The organism is Pseudoalteromonas sp. G4, assembly GCF_028875915.1.
In the GTDB taxonomy this organism is placed as follows: domain Bacteria; phylum Pseudomonadota; class Gammaproteobacteria; order Enterobacterales; family Alteromonadaceae; genus Pseudoalteromonas.
In genome coordinates this window covers 87,142-103,153 of sequence record NZ_JAPEHW010000003.1, presented here as the reverse complement: position 1 = coordinate 103,153, position 16,012 = coordinate 87,142, and the positions used below count along the sequence as shown (strand labels likewise).

18 protein-coding genes are annotated in these 16,012 nt (G+C 41.6%); 6 read left to right on the top strand and 12 right to left on the bottom strand.

What is annotated here, in order from left to right; all coding sequences use genetic code 11:
* The first annotated feature begins 400 nt into the window (after positions 1-400).
* The 5 genes from ON073_RS02565 to ON073_RS02545 are packed head-to-tail and all read left to right on the top strand — an operon-like array spanning position 401 to position 5,594.
* Positions 401-1,075 carry an ABC transporter ATP-binding protein gene (locus tag ON073_RS02565; RefSeq protein WP_274760291.1) on the top strand — a complete coding sequence of 225 codons (675 nt, stop codon included), beginning with the start codon at positions 401-403 and terminating at the stop codon, positions 1,073-1,075.
* Positions 1,072-2,016 (top strand): HlyD family secretion protein, encoded by a 945-nt coding sequence (locus ON073_RS02560; RefSeq protein WP_274760290.1) that lies wholly within the window; start codon positions 1,072-1,074, stop codon positions 2,014-2,016. Before ON073_RS02565 ends, ON073_RS02560 begins: the two co-directional genes overlap by 4 nt.
* On the top strand, positions 2,009-3,175 hold the full coding sequence (locus ON073_RS02555; protein ID WP_274760289.1) for an efflux RND transporter periplasmic adaptor subunit: 1,167 nt from the start codon (positions 2,009-2,011) through the stop codon (positions 3,173-3,175). The genes ON073_RS02560 and ON073_RS02555 overlap by 8 nt, the downstream gene beginning before the upstream one ends.
* A complete protein-coding gene (locus ON073_RS02550; RefSeq protein WP_274760288.1) occupies positions 3,172-4,362 on the top strand; it encodes an efflux RND transporter periplasmic adaptor subunit in 1,191 nt (396 codons plus the stop codon). The genes ON073_RS02555 and ON073_RS02550 overlap by 4 nt, the downstream gene beginning before the upstream one ends.
* Positions 4,359-5,594, top strand: coding sequence for an ABC transporter permease (locus ON073_RS02545; RefSeq protein ID WP_274760287.1), 1,236 nt, complete (start codon positions 4,359-4,361; stop codon positions 5,592-5,594). Before ON073_RS02550 ends, ON073_RS02545 begins: the two co-directional genes overlap by 4 nt.
* Positions 5,595-6,195: 601 nt before the next feature.
* Here the strand turns inward: ON073_RS02545 and ON073_RS02540 are convergent.
* Together ON073_RS02540 and ON073_RS02535 are read right to left on the bottom strand one after the other, a co-directional pair.
* A complete protein-coding gene (locus tag ON073_RS02540) occupies positions 6,196-6,663 on the bottom strand; it encodes a hypothetical protein (protein ID WP_274760286.1) in 468 nt (155 codons plus the stop codon).
* A 15-nt stretch (positions 6,664-6,678) separates the two neighbouring features.
* Complete coding sequence (locus tag ON073_RS02535; protein ID WP_274760285.1) at positions 6,679-8,064, bottom strand: Type 1 glutamine amidotransferase-like domain-containing protein; 1,386 nt, start codon at positions 8,062-8,064, stop codon at positions 6,679-6,681.
* Positions 8,065-8,500: 436 nt separating this feature from the next.
* Between ON073_RS02535 and ON073_RS02530 the strand changes: the two genes are divergently transcribed.
* Entirely contained in the window at positions 8,501-9,205 is a 705-nt protein-coding gene (locus ON073_RS02530) for a substrate-binding periplasmic protein (RefSeq protein ID WP_274760284.1), read from the top strand.
* A gap of 85 nt (positions 9,206-9,290) precedes the next feature.
* Here the strand turns inward: ON073_RS02530 and proB are convergent, their stop codons facing one another.
* From proB to ON073_RS02480, 10 genes are all read right to left on the bottom strand, one after another.
* On the bottom strand, positions 9,291-10,400 hold the full coding sequence (gene proB, locus ON073_RS02525; protein ID WP_274760283.1) for a glutamate 5-kinase: 1,110 nt from the start codon (positions 10,398-10,400) through the stop codon (positions 9,291-9,293).
* 3 nt (positions 10,401-10,403) lie between these two features.
* The gene (putP, locus tag ON073_RS02520; RefSeq protein ID WP_274760282.1) at positions 10,404-11,882 is read right to left on the bottom strand and encodes a sodium/proline symporter PutP; all 1,479 of its coding nucleotides are present in this window, start codon (positions 11,880-11,882) and stop codon (positions 10,404-10,406) included.
* 16 nt (positions 11,883-11,898) lie between these two features.
* Positions 11,899-12,051, bottom strand: a complete 153-nt coding sequence (locus ON073_RS02515; protein WP_274760281.1) for a hypothetical protein — start codon at positions 12,049-12,051, stop codon at positions 11,899-11,901.
* A gap of 454 nt (positions 12,052-12,505) precedes the next feature.
* Entirely contained in the window at positions 12,506-12,853 is a 348-nt protein-coding gene (locus tag ON073_RS02510) for a hypothetical protein (protein ID WP_274760280.1), read from the bottom strand.
* Between the two features lie 114 nt (positions 12,854-12,967).
* On the bottom strand, positions 12,968-13,348 hold the full coding sequence (locus ON073_RS02505; RefSeq protein WP_274760279.1) for a hypothetical protein: 381 nt from the start codon (positions 13,346-13,348) through the stop codon (positions 12,968-12,970).
* A gap of 9 nt (positions 13,349-13,357) precedes the next feature.
* Complete coding sequence (locus ON073_RS02500) at positions 13,358-13,762, bottom strand: GFA family protein (RefSeq protein ID WP_274760278.1); 405 nt, start codon at positions 13,760-13,762, stop codon at positions 13,358-13,360.
* A gap of 71 nt (positions 13,763-13,833) precedes the next feature.
* Positions 13,834-14,565: an SDR family oxidoreductase gene (locus ON073_RS02495; protein WP_274760277.1), complete on the bottom strand. Its 732-nt coding sequence runs from the start codon at positions 14,563-14,565 to the stop codon at positions 13,834-13,836.
* 14 nt (positions 14,566-14,579) lie between these two features.
* On the bottom strand, positions 14,580-14,990 hold the full coding sequence (locus ON073_RS02490; protein WP_274760276.1) for a GFA family protein: 411 nt from the start codon (positions 14,988-14,990) through the stop codon (positions 14,580-14,582).
* Positions 14,991-15,009: 19 nt separating this feature from the next.
* On the bottom strand, positions 15,010-15,537 hold the full coding sequence (locus ON073_RS02485; protein ID WP_274760275.1) for a GNAT family N-acetyltransferase: 528 nt from the start codon (positions 15,535-15,537) through the stop codon (positions 15,010-15,012).
* Entirely contained in the window at positions 15,524-16,012 is a 489-nt protein-coding gene (locus ON073_RS02480; RefSeq protein WP_274760274.1) for a DUF523 domain-containing protein, read from the bottom strand. Before ON073_RS02480 ends, ON073_RS02485 begins: the two co-directional genes overlap by 14 nt.

The following is a 16,012-nucleotide window of genomic DNA, read 5'->3' as shown; positions in this document are numbered from 1 at the left end:
CTAATAAAGTCATTACATTATCAAAATAATTACAGTGTGTCTGAGTTCAAAATCACATTGTAATAATGAATTGTATTTTGTTATGCCACTCCTCTCGGTTTTAAATGTAAAAATAAATTAATTTCAATTGGTTGCATTATTTCATTTCTATAACCGTTTTTTTCAATTATTACTTTCTATTACACCTCATTAAGTACAGGTTTTTTGAGCTTTCTTCGCCATGATTTTTAACAACTCAAATAAGCAGTAATTTAGTAGCATTGAGCTGTAATTATTAGTGCTTTGAGTGTTTATCATAATATTTTTTTATACATTAAAATCAGTTGGTTATATCAGTTGACTGAACTGTTCAGATTGTATACCGTTAACGGCTAAAAATTATAATCAAGGAATGTGTGCAGTGCTTGAAGTGAAGAATCTGTATCGCGAGTACGGCAGTGGAGAAACGCGCGTTACTGCGTTAAGCGATGTCTCTATCACCATCGACGAAGGGGAGTTCGTCGCCATTATGGGCTCGTCGGGCTCGGGCAAATCAACGCTAATGAATATTTTGGGCTGTTTAGATACTCCAACTAAAGGCGAGTATTTTTTGTCTAACCAATCAATACAAGATATGTGCGATGAAGACTTATCAAAAATACGTAACCAGCGTATTGGCTTTATTTTTCAAACCTTTCATTTGTTAACCCGTTTAACCGCGCTTGAAAATGTTATTTTGCCGCTTAGGTACAGTGATATATCGCCAGAACAAGCAAAACAAAAAGGTTTAGCCATGCTTGCCAAGGTTGGGCTTGATCACAGGGCAGGGCATAAGCCAAATGAAATGTCGGGTGGGCAAAGGCAACGTGTGGCAATAGCCAGAGCCTTAGTTAATGAGCCAAAAGTGATTTTTGCCGATGAACCAACCGGTAACCTAGACAGCAAAACATCCCACGAAATTATGTCACTGTTATGTGATTTACACGCCCAAGGCCACACCATTGTAATGGTGACCCACGAAGAAGATATTGCCGAGTACGCCAAGCGCATTATTCGCATGAAAGACGGTGTGAAAATAGAGGATAGCGTTCAATGAAAACACTTAAACTTAGCGCGCTGCCATTGATGCTTGCAAGCGCGCTTTTTACAACGAAGGTGTTTGCATCGCAAAATATTTTTATTACTGGGGAAATAAAAGCGAGCGACAGCCAAACCTTTTTTGCACCGCAAAGTGATACTTGGCGCATTCAAGTTGAATGGATGTTACCCGAAGGAGAAGTTGCCAAACCGGGCGATGTGGTTGTGGTATTTGAAGGCGGCTCAATTGCCAGCAACATTGAGCAAGACGAAGTAAACCTCAATACTGCACTAGATGAATTAAAGCGGCAGATAAACCAGGGTAAGCAATCTATTTTAGAAGCCGAATTTGCACTTACCCGTGCTGACTTATTACTTGAAAAAGCTAAAATTGATGCGGCAGTACCTAAAAGCCATTTAAGCGCGTTTGATTATGAAGAAAACCAGCTAAAACTCGAACAAGCGGTGATTCAAAAGCATAAAGCTAAAGCGAGCTTAGCGGAAAAACAAAACTCAGCACAGGTCAATATTAGCAAGCAGGAAATTGAAATAATCAAACGTTTGCAAAAGCTTACCCATAAAGCCACCAATCAAGGCCCCATTTTGTATGGTAATCACCCTTGGTATGGCACTAAATTGTTTACAGGGGTTACTGCGCAGCCTGGTTGGAAAATTGCTGAAATTCCAGCGATGACAGGCCTTTATTTAGAAGCTTGGGTGCACGAAATTGATTATAAGCACTTAAAGCGAGAGCAAACAATGTCGCTTACGCTTGATGCGTATCAAGATACGCCACTCACTGCAAAATTAAGCGATATTTCAACACAACCGGAAGAGCGTAAAGAGTGGGGTAAAGATGCCTATTATCGCGCTAAGTTTACGTTTGATGATACACAACAGTTAAAAATTTTACCGGGTATGACGGGGCGCGTTGTGGTGCAAGGAGGTAGTAATGAATAAGTTTAAGCTTGGCTTAGTTGCAAGCCTAATCGCGTTTTCGCTAACCGGTTGTGGCGATGATGAATTTGATTATCACACTATTGAAAAAACTAGCCTGCAATTGGCTGTGCAAGCCAATGGTGAATTAGAGTCGGCACAGCAATCACTTATTGCACCGCCGTCTATTTCGCGAATGTGGCAATACAAGGTGAAGTTTTTAGCGCCTGAGAATAAACAAGTGAAAAAAGGCGAGATTGTTGCCTCTTTTGATGATAAACCCGTGCGCGACCGTTTAATTGAAAAAACCAGCGAATATGACCGCGCGGTAAAAGAGCTCGAAAACCAAAAAGCGCAAGAGATTAAAAACCAAGAAGAATTAAAACTCGCCCTTGCCGAAGCGCAAATGAATTACGACATTGCCAAGCGTAAGGCCGATATTAACGATGATTCAATGTCGGATAATGATAAACGCAAGGCACAGATTGATTTTACCATTGCGCAAAATGATCTTGAGCTGGCTAAGAAAAAACTGACCTTTCAAGATGAAACTAAAGCGCTCAATATTCGCTTAGCTAAAGGTAAAGCCGAGCGCTTAAAAGCGGAAGTTGATGCCCTAGAACACGACATTGAAAAACTCAAAGTAAAAGCACCCATGGATGGCATTGTAATGTATTACACCGACGCCAGTGGTGAAAAGCCAACGGTAGGTGAAAGTGTGCAATTTGGTCAGCCGGTAATTGAGTTAGCGGTGATTGAAGATATGCAGGTAAAAGCGCAAATTGACGAAGCTGACTTTGGCCGCATTGCACTTAATCAGAATGTTAAAGTGACCATTGACGGCTCTGAGCCGATTATTACGTCGGGCAAAATAACCAGTATTGGCAGTGCGTTTCGTGAAAAATCGCCGCAAGATAAACGCCGAATCGTCGACACCTTAATTAAACTCGATAACATCAACGCAGCTGCAATGCGCCCAGGGTTAACCGCCCGCGTAGAAATTGCTACCGATAAAATTGACGATGTATTGATTGTGCCTGTAAGCGCCCTGCATAGCGACCAATCAAGCGCGTATGTAATTGAAAAAAATGGTGATAAAACCCCTGTTACGGTAGGTAACATAAGTAATGGTTTTGCAGTAATTAAAAGCGGCATTGAGCAAGGAGAGGTGGTGCGTTTATGAAGTATTTAGCTATTGTAGTTAGCGCGTTTTTGTTAACCGCGTGCTCAAAAACCGATGATGTAGCTGCCGAGCTTACGTTCACTGTGCAAAAAGCCCCGTTTAAAAATTATGTAGAGGCTAAAGGTGAACTGATCGCCGCCAATGAAACCGTGATTAGCACCCCTGCGTCATCGCGCGGGCCACAAACGCTGGCGTGGTTAATGCCTGAATATTCTCAAGTTAAAAAAGGTGAAGTGATTGCACGGTTTGATGGCCGTGTAATGATTAAGCAAAAGCGCGAGAGTGACTTTTCAAACCAAAAAGTGTCGCAAGATTTATCGGGTAAAAATACTGAAATCGACACGCGCAGAAAACACTTAGGGTTTGATATGGAAATTGTTGAAGAAGAAAAGCAATTTGCTGAAAAATTCTCTATCGACGATGACCGTATTATCTCGAAACTTGAGATTTTAGAGCAAGCACAAAAAGTTGACTATTTAAATGCCAAAACGGCCTATTTTAATTGGCAGTCTGAACAGTTTAATAGCAGCGCGCAAGGCGAGTTAGACCTGTTAAATATGCAGAGCCAGCAGCATCAAAGCAAAATTAATATGCTCGATGGTAATTTGTCGTCGTTAGAGGTGGTTGCCCCGCACGATGGTTTGTTAACCCATAGCGTAGATTGGCATGGTGAAAAACCAAGAGCAGGGCAAACCCTGTGGCCGGGCCAAAAAATTGCAGGCCTGCCCGATACCTCGGTTATGCAAATCAAGCTGTTTGTAAAAGAGCGCGAAGCGATTAATTTAAAGCAAAATCAAGCAATTGAGTTTTCGCTTATTTCAACACCCAATAAAACCTTTACTGGCAAAATAAGCAAGCTTGCACCGTTTCCTAAATCAATTAAGCGACAAGATCCGCAAAAGTATTACGAGATCACCGCCAGTATTGATGAGCAAGGCGACTACTTGCGACCGGGCTTAAAAGTGGTGGCAAACATAGTTGCGGATCAGCCAGCCGAAAAGCTAATCGTACCGAAATTTAGCGTATTTGCTGACGAAGAAGGCGCGTATGTGCAACTTAAAACGGCATCGGGTTACAGCAAAGCGCCAGTCACCTTAGGCGCAAGTAATTTAAGCCATGTTGAAATTGTAAAGGGCCTTTCCAAAGGCGATGTAATTGCGCTAGTTGAGCAGGAGGGCAAACTATGAATTTAGTCGGATTATTTAAAGATGCCGCAGTGCAATTGCAACAGCATAAAATGCGCACTTTTTTAACCTTGCTCGGTATGATCTTTGGTGTAGGTGCGGTAATTGCCATGTTGAACATTGGTGAAGGTGCACAGCGTGAAGCACTGAAAATGATTGATTCAATGGGCCTAAATAACGTAATTGTAGAAGCTAAAGACTTTGAAGAAGATGAACTTAGAGAGCAGCGTAAGCACTCGGACGGGTTATCGCTTAACGATGGCAAAGTTACAGTTGAAGCCTTGCCGTTTATCAACGATTTTGCCGCCGAAAAAGTGGTTGAAACCTATCATGTGTTTAGTGAATACGCCAAATTTGATGGCCAAGCGGTAGGTGTAAGTGAAAACTACTTTGAGCTTGCACATTTTGATTTAAGTGCTGGGCGTTTGCTTAATCAGCAAGATGGGCAACACTTTTCGCAAGTGGCGCTGCTAGGAGCAAATACCGCGCGTACTTTGTTCCCGCTTGGCGATGCGGTGGGCAAATCAGTCAAAATTAACCATTTGTGGTTTGAAGTGGTGGGTATTCTTGAAGCGCCATTTTTAAAGAAAAAAGAGTTTCAGGGCGTTAAATTAGGCGATGAACAAAATCAGATTTTTATTCCGCTTAAAACTGCGATTCACCGATTTAAAAGCGAATTACTCGACCCCGAAATTACACGCATTAAACTTGCAACCGAACCGGGCTTTAGCCCTGTGATGGCTGCACAAGCTATTGATGCTTTGGTGAAAGGGCGTCATAACGATATTGATGATTACAAGCTGATTGTGCCTGCCGCGTTATTGGCGCAGCAAAAGCAAACTCAGCAAATTTTTAATATTGTAATGTCGTGTGTAGCGGGGATTTCACTGCTGGTGGGCGGCATTGGCATTATGAACATTATGCTAGCCACTGTGCTTGAGCGCACCAAAGAAATCGGATTATTGCGCGCCATTGGCGCAACGCAAAAGAACATTCAAGTGCAGTTTATTACCGAGAGTTTTACCATTTCCATTTTAGGTGGCTTATTGGGCGTATTCTTTGGTATTGCACTGTCAGAGCTGATTGCTTTTTACTCCCAGTGGGCGGTGTCGTGGTCGCTAAGCGCAATTGTGCTATCGTTTAGCATTTGTGCGTTGGTAGGCCTTGTTTTTGGCGTTTACCCCGCAATTAAGGCATCTAAGCTTGATCCGATTGATGCACTGCAAAGTGATTAACTCAATGTGTTAAAGCTAAACATATACAAATATAAAAACGCAGCTTTGTTTAACGCTGCGTTTTTTATTGTTATTTCTAAAGCTCTTTTTTTGGGGCTGATATAAATATTTTTAAAAATATGCACAAATAATTATCCCATCTGATAATGCATTAATGAGTGTAATTTATTGATTTGTAATTATTAAATTGATTTTAAATGGTTTTGTTTTGGGTGGTTCAATCATTTTATGCAGTATTTATTCAGTTGCTGGTTTACTGTACAAAGTGCTGCTTGAGCAGGGGGTTTTGCCTTGTTATTGTAGCGCCTGTCAGCAAGGTGATGGTGGCGCGTTAACACAGTTGTGTGTTGTATAAGCTCTGCCCGTTGACTCTCACGTTTGCGCTATTTTCACTTTTGCTGACAATATAAATTCATTGTGGAAACCCTAACCCATGGCAATCGAGCGGATAGACAACATGCTTTTAAGGTGTTTTTAAGCGCTAATTTTTAACGGTCAGTTTTGTTAATTGTGCTTTGCATTTTTTGAGGTATGTACGTTTTGCGATGTGGTTGTTGTATTACGTAAAACAAAGGCGTATCACTGTGTGATACGCCTTTTCTTATGCTGCTTGATAAAAGTCTAAAATGTCGCAAATTTTATTGCACAGTAGCGTGGTGCACTGCGCGGGTTTTGGCATAATAAACAAGGTATCATCGCTTGCGACTGTGCCGCTAATGCCCAAACTATCGTGCAAGTGATCAAGCACGCGGGCAACAATTTTAGCGCCGCCCGCTTGGGTTTTTATCACCACCAGCGCTTCGTTTTTATCACACGCCAACACCACACTTTCAATCGACTGTTTTAGCCCCGGCATGCCCACATCTGAAGGTAGGCGATACACCAGCTGGTGGTTACTGTTACGCATACGCACCGCACCTAAGCGCGTAAGCATTCGCGAAACGCGTGACTGCGAAATATCAGCAAATCCCATTAAACCTAATTCGTAAGAGAGTTCAAACTGCGAGCGGATCTCTTTTTGTAAAATTAGGTATTTAATGGTTTGAATAAGGGATTTTTCGTGATCCATATTCAACCCACCTACTTAATAAGGGTTAAGTGGCGAATAATAGCGATTGCTGGTGCCATCTATCGACACGTTCAGCGTTTCACCGTTATGACTTCCTGTGTTTAGATTAATTTGCTGATTGGCAATTAGCTTTAATCGTTCAATGTTGTTGTAAATTACAGGGGCATTACAGCTTAGCTGCTGGCGCTCGGTGGCTGCTGTTTCCTTAAAAATATACACAGCACCGCTGCCGTCAACTAAGCTTTCGCCATTACTTTTAACAAACAATGAGGTGTTTTCATCTGCCGCAATCACATTGCTGCCAGTAGCTAAATGCCCTAAAAACACCACTGAACGTGCTAAGCGGTCGCGCTCGGCAAAGTGTGTGTCGGTGAGGGTATTTGCAAGCAAATTATTGCTAAACATACCTTGGCTAATATTGATGGTGCTGTGGCAAAAATCAGTCACTACTTCATCTGAAATTGCGCCAAGTGTGCCATCAGGGTCGTAAACCGAGCCACCTAACAGCGCCATACCTGCTGATGTGCCACCAATAACACCGCCTTTATCATAAACGTGCTGAAGTGCATCTTGCAGCTGCGTATTTTGCCATTGGTTAAGGTAATCAGCCTGATCGCCACCAGCAATAAAGACAAATTCGGCACTTTTTACTGCCCATGCAACATAGTCACTGTTAGCCAGCGTTCGCGAATCAACTAATAGGGTATTTACCGAATCGGCATTAAGTAACCCGCTTAAATAGTCATTGTAACCATCAGTGCCTGATGTTCTTAAAATGACGACATCTTGATTGCTGCCAATATGTGGTAAAACACGGCCTGTAAATGCGCTATCAACATCGGTGCCGCCACCCATCAGCAAGGTTGCACCTTGGCCGCTGGTAAGTGCGCCACACGCATCATTAGCATTGCCTGTTTGCCAATAAGTTAAGTCGCTTGGAATAGCGGGCATAAAACCATAACCACAATCTTCAGCAGGTGGTGTTGGCTCGATTGGAAAATTAACGGTTAAGTCGTACCAGCCACGGCCTGAGTAGCGCGTTACTTTTACATAATAATTCCCCGCTGCTGCGGTAATGCTGCCAAGTTCGGGTATATTACCTGTCTCGCCCGTTAAAATTGCGCTGCCAGTTTCGCCATACAATGCCCAATCAAAGTCGTCACGGCTGTCGTGATCTAAGCGAATGCTGATTTGCCCAGTTTCACCACTGGTAAAGCGAAACCAATCAATGTCGCCACGCGCTGAATTACCAGCAATTACGGTGTTTGAGCAGTCGATTACATTGGCCTGACTTTCAAGGTCATTTGGTTCAGATTCGGTAGAGGTACATGCGTAAGCAGTTTGAGAGAGCGAAAAGCCCAATAGTAGTGATGCTACAATGAAGTAGTTCTTATTATTCATAGGAATTTCCTAACAAAAATCAATAAAGCGCCTGCGCTAAAAAACGCAAAACGAAAGTGTGTTGTTGAAATTGTTAGGGTTGGTTATTCGTCAAACCACTCACTTAAGTGATAGTCAGACGAACATTCATGTAGCTCACTAGGCGTAACAAAAGTACGTAATGTCATTTTATTCTCCTAGTTAGTGTGAAGTGTTCTTGTACGTTTTAGCATAGTGAGCAAAAAAGTAAATAATGCGTTTACAACAAATTAACATCGAAATGCAGCTTGTTAGGAATAATTTTTCGAGAACCAAGCGTAAGTGATTGATAAAATGTGGTGCGCTGCGTATTTATGCGTAATTTTATGCTGATTATTTATATGAAATTTTTTCGTGAACTTGCACTGACACTTTTAAATACACTAGGGGGACAGCGCGTTTAATCTAATTGCTCACCATGATGTCTTCTTGTATTTTTGTTCTACTTGCAACCGTCTCATTTTTGGCAAGTGCAACGCCAACATCGCTTACCACTTGCCTTGATATCACTCATTCCGAGCTTAACTCAGCGCCTAACAGTCACTATCATTATTTAGAAAAGCTAAGCCATTACCTTGAGCGCGAACTGGTGATAATAAATAAAGCGCCGTTTAGCCGTTGCCTACTGTTATTAGAAAAAGGTGAAATTGATATATTGCCGGGGCTTATAGCAAACCCAAAGCGGCAACAACATGCGCATTTTATTGCTTACGGTACCAGCCAAAAACGCGTGTTATTTTATAAACGCGGGGCAATTGAAAATGCATTTACAGATGATGATAAGTCATCTTTAACCGTAGGTGTGCTGCGCGGCGAAGTGCTTAGTACTTATGAAAAGCAATGGTTAAAAGGAAAGCGGGTGTACTATTACAATGATGTTGAGCGGGCGTTTGTTTTGCTCGAAAAAGAGCGCTTGGCGTTGCTATTAAACAACAAGGCTGCTTTTGATTCGGTCAATTTAGCGCCAGAGGTAAAACAGCACATTGCAATGGACTTATTGCCAGAGCAAGTTACGCGTAATGTGCACTTTGCCATAAGTAACGCTGCTTACAACGACACTTTCTATGCGCAAGTAGCTCAATTTATTGCAAGAACGCCTTTTCATCAAGGTGATAAACAATGAACGCTTAATGTAAAAAGGGTTAGCTGATTGCTAACCCTTTTGTTGGGGAGTAATTGCATTGGATAGGGTATAACAATTACACGCGTTAACTGCCTAACGGCACAAACTGATTGGATAAGATTGGCGCCGACGCATCATGGAGCTTTTCTGATAAATCATCATTATCTTGCTCGGCAACAAAGTTAAGTAGGCAACTGCTGTAGTTACTTTTAACTTTGGCAAGTTTATCGCCGTTTTCTTTTCGCAATAACACCACTTCGCCAGCTGAAAAGTCACCAATCACATTCACTAAGTCTTGTGGTGCTAGCAAATTGTCACTTTGTTTTTGCATCGCGAAGTCATCATCAACCACTAACTCACCTTGTGCTTTGGTGGTGTGTTTCATCCAATGACTTTGGTCTTGCATAGGGTTATCAATGGCATGGAACAAGGTACCAGGATTATTGCCTTGTAATAACTCATTGAACGTCGATTCGCTAAAGCCATTTACAATGTAGGTATTAATGCCATGGGATACTGCTTTTTCTGCAGCTTGCACTTTGGTTTTCATGCCGCCCGTACCCACATCGCTGGTGGCGCCGCCTGCCATTGCGTAAATATTTGCATCAATTCGAGCTACATCGCGAATAAGCGTAGCGTTTTTATCTACATGCGGATTAGCAGTGTAAAGCCCGTCAATATCCGAACAGATAATCAGTGCATCAGCGTATGCGGCACTGGCAACCATGGCTGATAAATTATCATTATCGCCCACTTTTAGCTTGTCGGTCGTGACGGTGTCGTTTTCGTTTACGATAGGTAAAATATCGTTATTTAACAGTGCCGTTAATGTATCGCGCACACTTTCAAAGCGGTCGCGATCACGTAAGTCTGCATGGGTTAACAGGACTTGAGCAGTATTAAAATCAAATAACCTATCCCAGGTTGCCATCATTTCAGACTGACCTGCTGCTGCCATGGCTTTTTTAACAGTCATCGATGAGCTATCGACGTTATTAAACAAATGCGCGCCTGCGGCTACTGAGCCTGAAGATACAAGCACTACCTGAATACCAGCAGCGCGACAGCGCACAATAAAGTTAGCGATACTTAATAAATATTGGCTGCTGCATCCATCGCGATGGGGGGCAATGAGCGCACTGCCTACTTTGATTACAATCCGTTCCCAGCCGATATTTTTAAGTGTGTTTTGCATAAATTAAGCCTCTTGAAGCTTGTTATGTGTTGCGTTAAACCATTTCATCGCTTGTTGATCAGGTTGTTGGGTGTTTAAGCTTACCAATACAATGGCGATTGAACTTGCCACAAAACCTGGTAGTAGTTCGTAAAAATAAACACTTAAGGTTTCACCATTTTCAAGCAGCGGCACATACGCCCAAAGTAATACTGTAAGCGAGCCAACAACAACGCCAGCCACCGCACCGCTGTGGGTGAGTTTTTTCCACCACAGACTAAAGATCACCAAAGGACCAAATGCAGCACCAAAGCCAGCCCAAGCGTTCGACACTAAGTTAAGCACGCTGCTATTGCTATCAAGCGCAATCAGCGATGCCACTACAGCAACAACTAATACACAAATACGGCTGATGGTTAATAGTTCTTGGCTACTTGGTTGTCGTTTGGAATAGCTTTTATAAATATCTTCAACCAGTGAGCTCGACGACACTAATAATTGTGACGAAATGGTACTCATAATTGCGGCAAGAATGGCCGCTAATAACCAACCAGCAACAAACGGGTGGAATAAAAACTGCGATAAGAAGATAAAAATAGTTTCAGGGTCCGATACTGACTGCGTGCTGTTAGCAATAAAACTCGCACCAACAAGGCCTGTTACTAACGCGCCGATAATTGAAATTGTCATCCACGAAACGCCAATTTTACGCGCTTTGGCAAGGTTTTCGTGACTATCAATCGCCATAAAACGCACAATAATATGCGGCTGGCCAAAGTAGCCAAGCCCCCAAGTCATTAGGCTGATGGCAGCGATAAGTTCAGTATTGCCAAAATCAAACGACAATGATTGACTAAAATTGCTTGCTGCATCCGCATCGAAATGGCTAAAGGTCACCATTGGTACAGCAATTAATGCGATTAGCATAATTACGCCTTGGATAAAGTCACTTAGGCTGACGGCTAAAAAACCGCCCAATACAGTGTAAAGCACTACAATGCTCACTGTTGCTACAATGCCAATGGTGTAATCGATATTAAAGGCTGATTCAAACAATTTACCGCCAGCAACAAGGCCTGATGCGGTATAAACTGTGAAAAACACAATAATTACGATGGATGAGATCAGCCTTACGCTGCCTTTTTCAAGGGCAAAACGCTTTGAAAAGAACTCGGGAATAGTTAATGCATTATCTGCAAGTTCAGTAAATACACGTAATTTTGGCGCCACAATGTGGTAATTAACATAAGCTCCAATCACAAGCCCTACAGCAAGCCAAATACTGCCTAATCCACTGACATAGGCAGCCCCTGGCAGCCCCATTAGCATCCAACCACTCATATCAGAGGCACCCGCAGAAAGCGCGGTCACTTTGGCGCTAACATTGCGCCCACCGAGTAGATACTCGCCATTATCTGAGGTGGATTTTTTCATGGCGTATACGCCAATAAAAATTAACAGGGCGAAATATAATAAAATAGAAAAAGTAGCGTAATCGAACATTTTATTTCAATACTAATTAATTGTGTGATTTGCTGTGTTGGTGTGAATAGTGCTTTTTAGAGTCCTGAAAAACACGCTTTTTAGCTATAGAACCCATTGCTAATAAGTAACTTAGCGCAGCAATTGCTTTAAAAGATAGGTAACCAAATAGATCCCTTTTAGTACGCATGATATTTACCTCATTCAGTTAAAATCAATTACAATTCTAATGATTTGAACTCTAACTTCAAGTGTGTAAATCTTAATCATGTTGTTTTGATTGGGTAACTCATTGTTTTTTGATGATAAATTATTTTTTTAAGTTTTTTTTAAATATATTGTTAGGCGGCCACTATGGTTTTTTAATTCGAGGTCGAATTAAATTTTGGCATTGAGAGTTTAAAATTGATTAAAAGCTATGAAATAAATAAACCACAAGGCAGGTATTGAACGTATAGCAAGGTTAATCTTTTGTGAGAAGTGGTTTACACAACACATTGTTTTCAAAATATTAAGGGGCCAATTTGAAAAACTTTCGTTACTTCATAATGCTATTGCCGATGTGGTGTGTGTCAACCGCAAATGCAGATAACAAGGTAAGCGCACAAGCCTTTGTTGATTTATAACATCTTTCTAAGTTTCAACTAGCGCTTCCGATTAGTATAAATCACTTCACCTGTTGGCTTTTCAGTTACGGTAATGCCTTTTTTGGCGCACGCTTTTTTATATGCAAGCCACTCTGAATGTTGTTTAGCACCATGTGATGATGCACTAAGCGCGTTAATGCTGGTGCCTATTGCAATGCTAGGTAAAACACAGTTTGATGCAGTGCAATTCTTATTCACAACAGCCACTTTTTCGGGGTTGTGATATTCCTTATAAACATAATCGCAGCGCGCATCATAAACTTCTTCATAATCGTAAGATTGGGCACAGCCAAATAGAAGAGCAATACTTGATGTGATTAAGAGTTGTTGTAAAAACCGTTGCAAATGTTATCCCTCACCTGTTTTGTGTGGCTATTACACAATACAACACACTGCAGGTCATTTTGTTTTATGTTAAAGAGTGTAAGTTATACAAAACAGTGAGTTAGAAAAGTGAACTCAAAAATAGTGAATGGCCGTAAGCGCTGTGCAAAGGGTGATCAAAGCAAATAAAATCCACGAAAGGTGCTTACCCTTAGAACCAAATAAAGCCGCTATAAAGTGAATAACAAATGTGGCTGAAATAATAAGTAAAATCAGTTTTGGCTCAATAGTTGGCAGGGTTAACACCACTAAAATACCAGCAAGGCCAAGCCAAGCAATCGACGTTAAATGCCACGCAAAACGCAATGTGCGTTTGGTAAAATTATCACTGCCAAACAATTTTGGTAAGTTATCGCGCTTAAACAGCCTGATCAAAATATAGCGCTCACCTAAATAAGAATGCGCGATGGCTAGCACTAACAAAGCAATAGCTGCAATGTATAAAAGTAAATCCATTTTTAACCTTTATTTGTCCGCAGGGTGATTTACCCCATCGTACGTTGGAATGTTATTAATTTTAAGTGCATTAATACCTTCTAAATTGGCAACATTAATACCTAATAAATGCGGATTAGAGCGTCTTTGGTGATGGGTATAGATACCGCATTTTTTACAAAAATAATGCTTCGCGGTGTGGGTATTAAATTGGTATAAGGTTAGAGATGAAGCCCCTTTTAAGATCCGGATTCCATCAAGCGGGACAGATGCTGCAATTGCCCCTCTTCTTTGACAAAGAGAGCAATCACATCGACGAACATCAATAAGTCCATTGGGTAAATCGAGTTCTAATTGAACTGTACCACAGTGGCAAGATGCCAGATGCTTTGGTTTGATTAATAATCCGTCCACTTCAGTTACATTCAAACTCATACCATTCTCCTTACTTAAATTCCATTGTGATATCGGTAAAGGTTTTGATTAATTGAAAAGAGAAAATTACCTTATATTCCACCAGTTACATCAAGGATTTTACCCGTAATAAACGATGCATCGTCTGATAATAAATAGGCGATGCTTTTTGCCACTTCAATAGGTTGCCCGCCACGCTTAAGTGGAATTTTTTCTTTAAGACGGTCAACACGCTCTGGCTCACCACCGTCACGATGAATATCAGTATAAATTAGCCCAGGACGCACAGCGTTTACCCGAATACCGCGCTCGGCGACTTCTAACGCAAGGCCTCGGGTTAGGGAATCGACCGCGCCTTTTGCTGCTGCGTAATCGACATATTCAAAGGGTGCACCCGACTGCGCTGCGCCCGACGAGACATTGACCATTGCGCCATCACTCGGGCAACGTTTTATAAATTCTTTGGCACATAAAAACGTGCTGGTAAGGTTTCCGTTAACGGTATTTAAAAAGCGCTCGAGGGAAATGTCTGAAAGTGTACTTTGTTTAAAAAGAATACCTGCGTTATTTACTAAGTGAGTAACTGGCCCGAGGCGAGATTCAACATCGTTAAACAATTGAATTACGTCACGCTCATTTGTTACATCTGCACAAAATGTGTCACACATTCCGCCGTTTTGTTTTATCTCATTGGCAACATCTGTTGCGGCATCGGCATTTTTAACATAGTTGATAGCAACATTATAACCACGTTTTGCAAGTAATTTGGCGGTGGCGGCGCCGATACCACGCGATGCGCCTGTAATTAAAACAACTTTGCTCATTTAGTGGCTCCCAGTTACTTTGCACGACTCGGTTCAAATTCAGAGTAATGCGGGAGTTCTTCATTAAGGCTATCCCAGTTTGCTTTTGAATCGACAAAGTTATGTGACATTGGGCGTTCAGTTATATCGCTATCTAGCACGCCAAGGCGAAGGCGTAAACGTTTTGGGTCATCCGCGTTTGAGCTATAAAGTGGAGATGCACATTGTTTACAAAAATGACGTTTTCTGCCTGGTTTTACTTCAAATGCATTTATAAAGCTTTGCCCCTTAGTGATGCTAAGCGACTTTGTTGCAATAAAACCATTTGTGGCAAACGCAGTGCCGCTCGATTTGCGGCAAAGAGAGCAATGGCAATGAATAATATCGCTAATTGCACCGTTTATGGTCATATTAACTTCGCCACAAAGGCAGCTTGCTGAATACATAATCATCCTTATACAAGGTTCAATTTAAAAGCGGCAGTGTCGGCCATAAATAAACATACTCATCAACTTGCGAGCCACAAGGCGCATGCCATACACCTTCTTTAATGCGTTTAGAGCCAAGTTTTTCATACACTTTAATGGCGTGCTGATTGCCAGATAACACTTCTAGGTAAACACTTGGGTGCTTAGCGTTTTCTTTAAGCCATGTCATTGCCAGAGCAATTAATTGTTTGGCTATGCCGTTGCCATGGTAGTTGCTATCGACATGTAGGTTATCAAGAAGGCTGCCATGCTCCTCGCTATGATCAGCATAAACACAAATAAAGCCGACAAGCTTGCTGTTATGGTTTGCAATAATCACATGTTGTTTGTCGTTATCGTGACTAAAACGAGATTGCCATACTGCGAGCCTTTCGCTCGGTGCTATATCACTTAAATACTCCGCTTTTAGCATTGTATGGTAAGTGCTTTGCCAACTTTTGCTATGAAGGGCTGCAATATCCATTGCGTTTTCTTTTGTAGCAACGCGGTAATCAATTGTGAGCACTGAAATGATCCTTGTCCTTTTGAGCTAGCTTAATTAAATCATTAACTTGGAATTGATTAAATACTTTAACGCCATGTTGGCTTAATAACTTTGCAGTAAGCCCTTGGCCACGTTTTTTAATGCCTTTAAATGTGCCGTCATAGATTTGAGTGCTGCCGCAACTGGGGCTAAATTCAGTTAATAATGCGAATTTAATATGATGTGTTTGGCAATGTGCCAAAGCGAGTTTTGCGCCAAGTTGAAATGCGTTCGTTACATCAAGGTCATCATTTTGTTTCACTATAATCGCATTTGTTATGTTTGAACGAGTGATTTCGGCGGGAGGTCTTGGTGTGGGTAAACCCGCGCTTACTTCGGGGCAAAATGGTACAAGCGTAAAATGGCTTTTAAGTTTTGATAAATCAAACGATACTGAAGTCGCGTTGTAACGCACAGGCTTGCCCATCAAGCAGCTGCTAATTAGTAATTTTTGCAT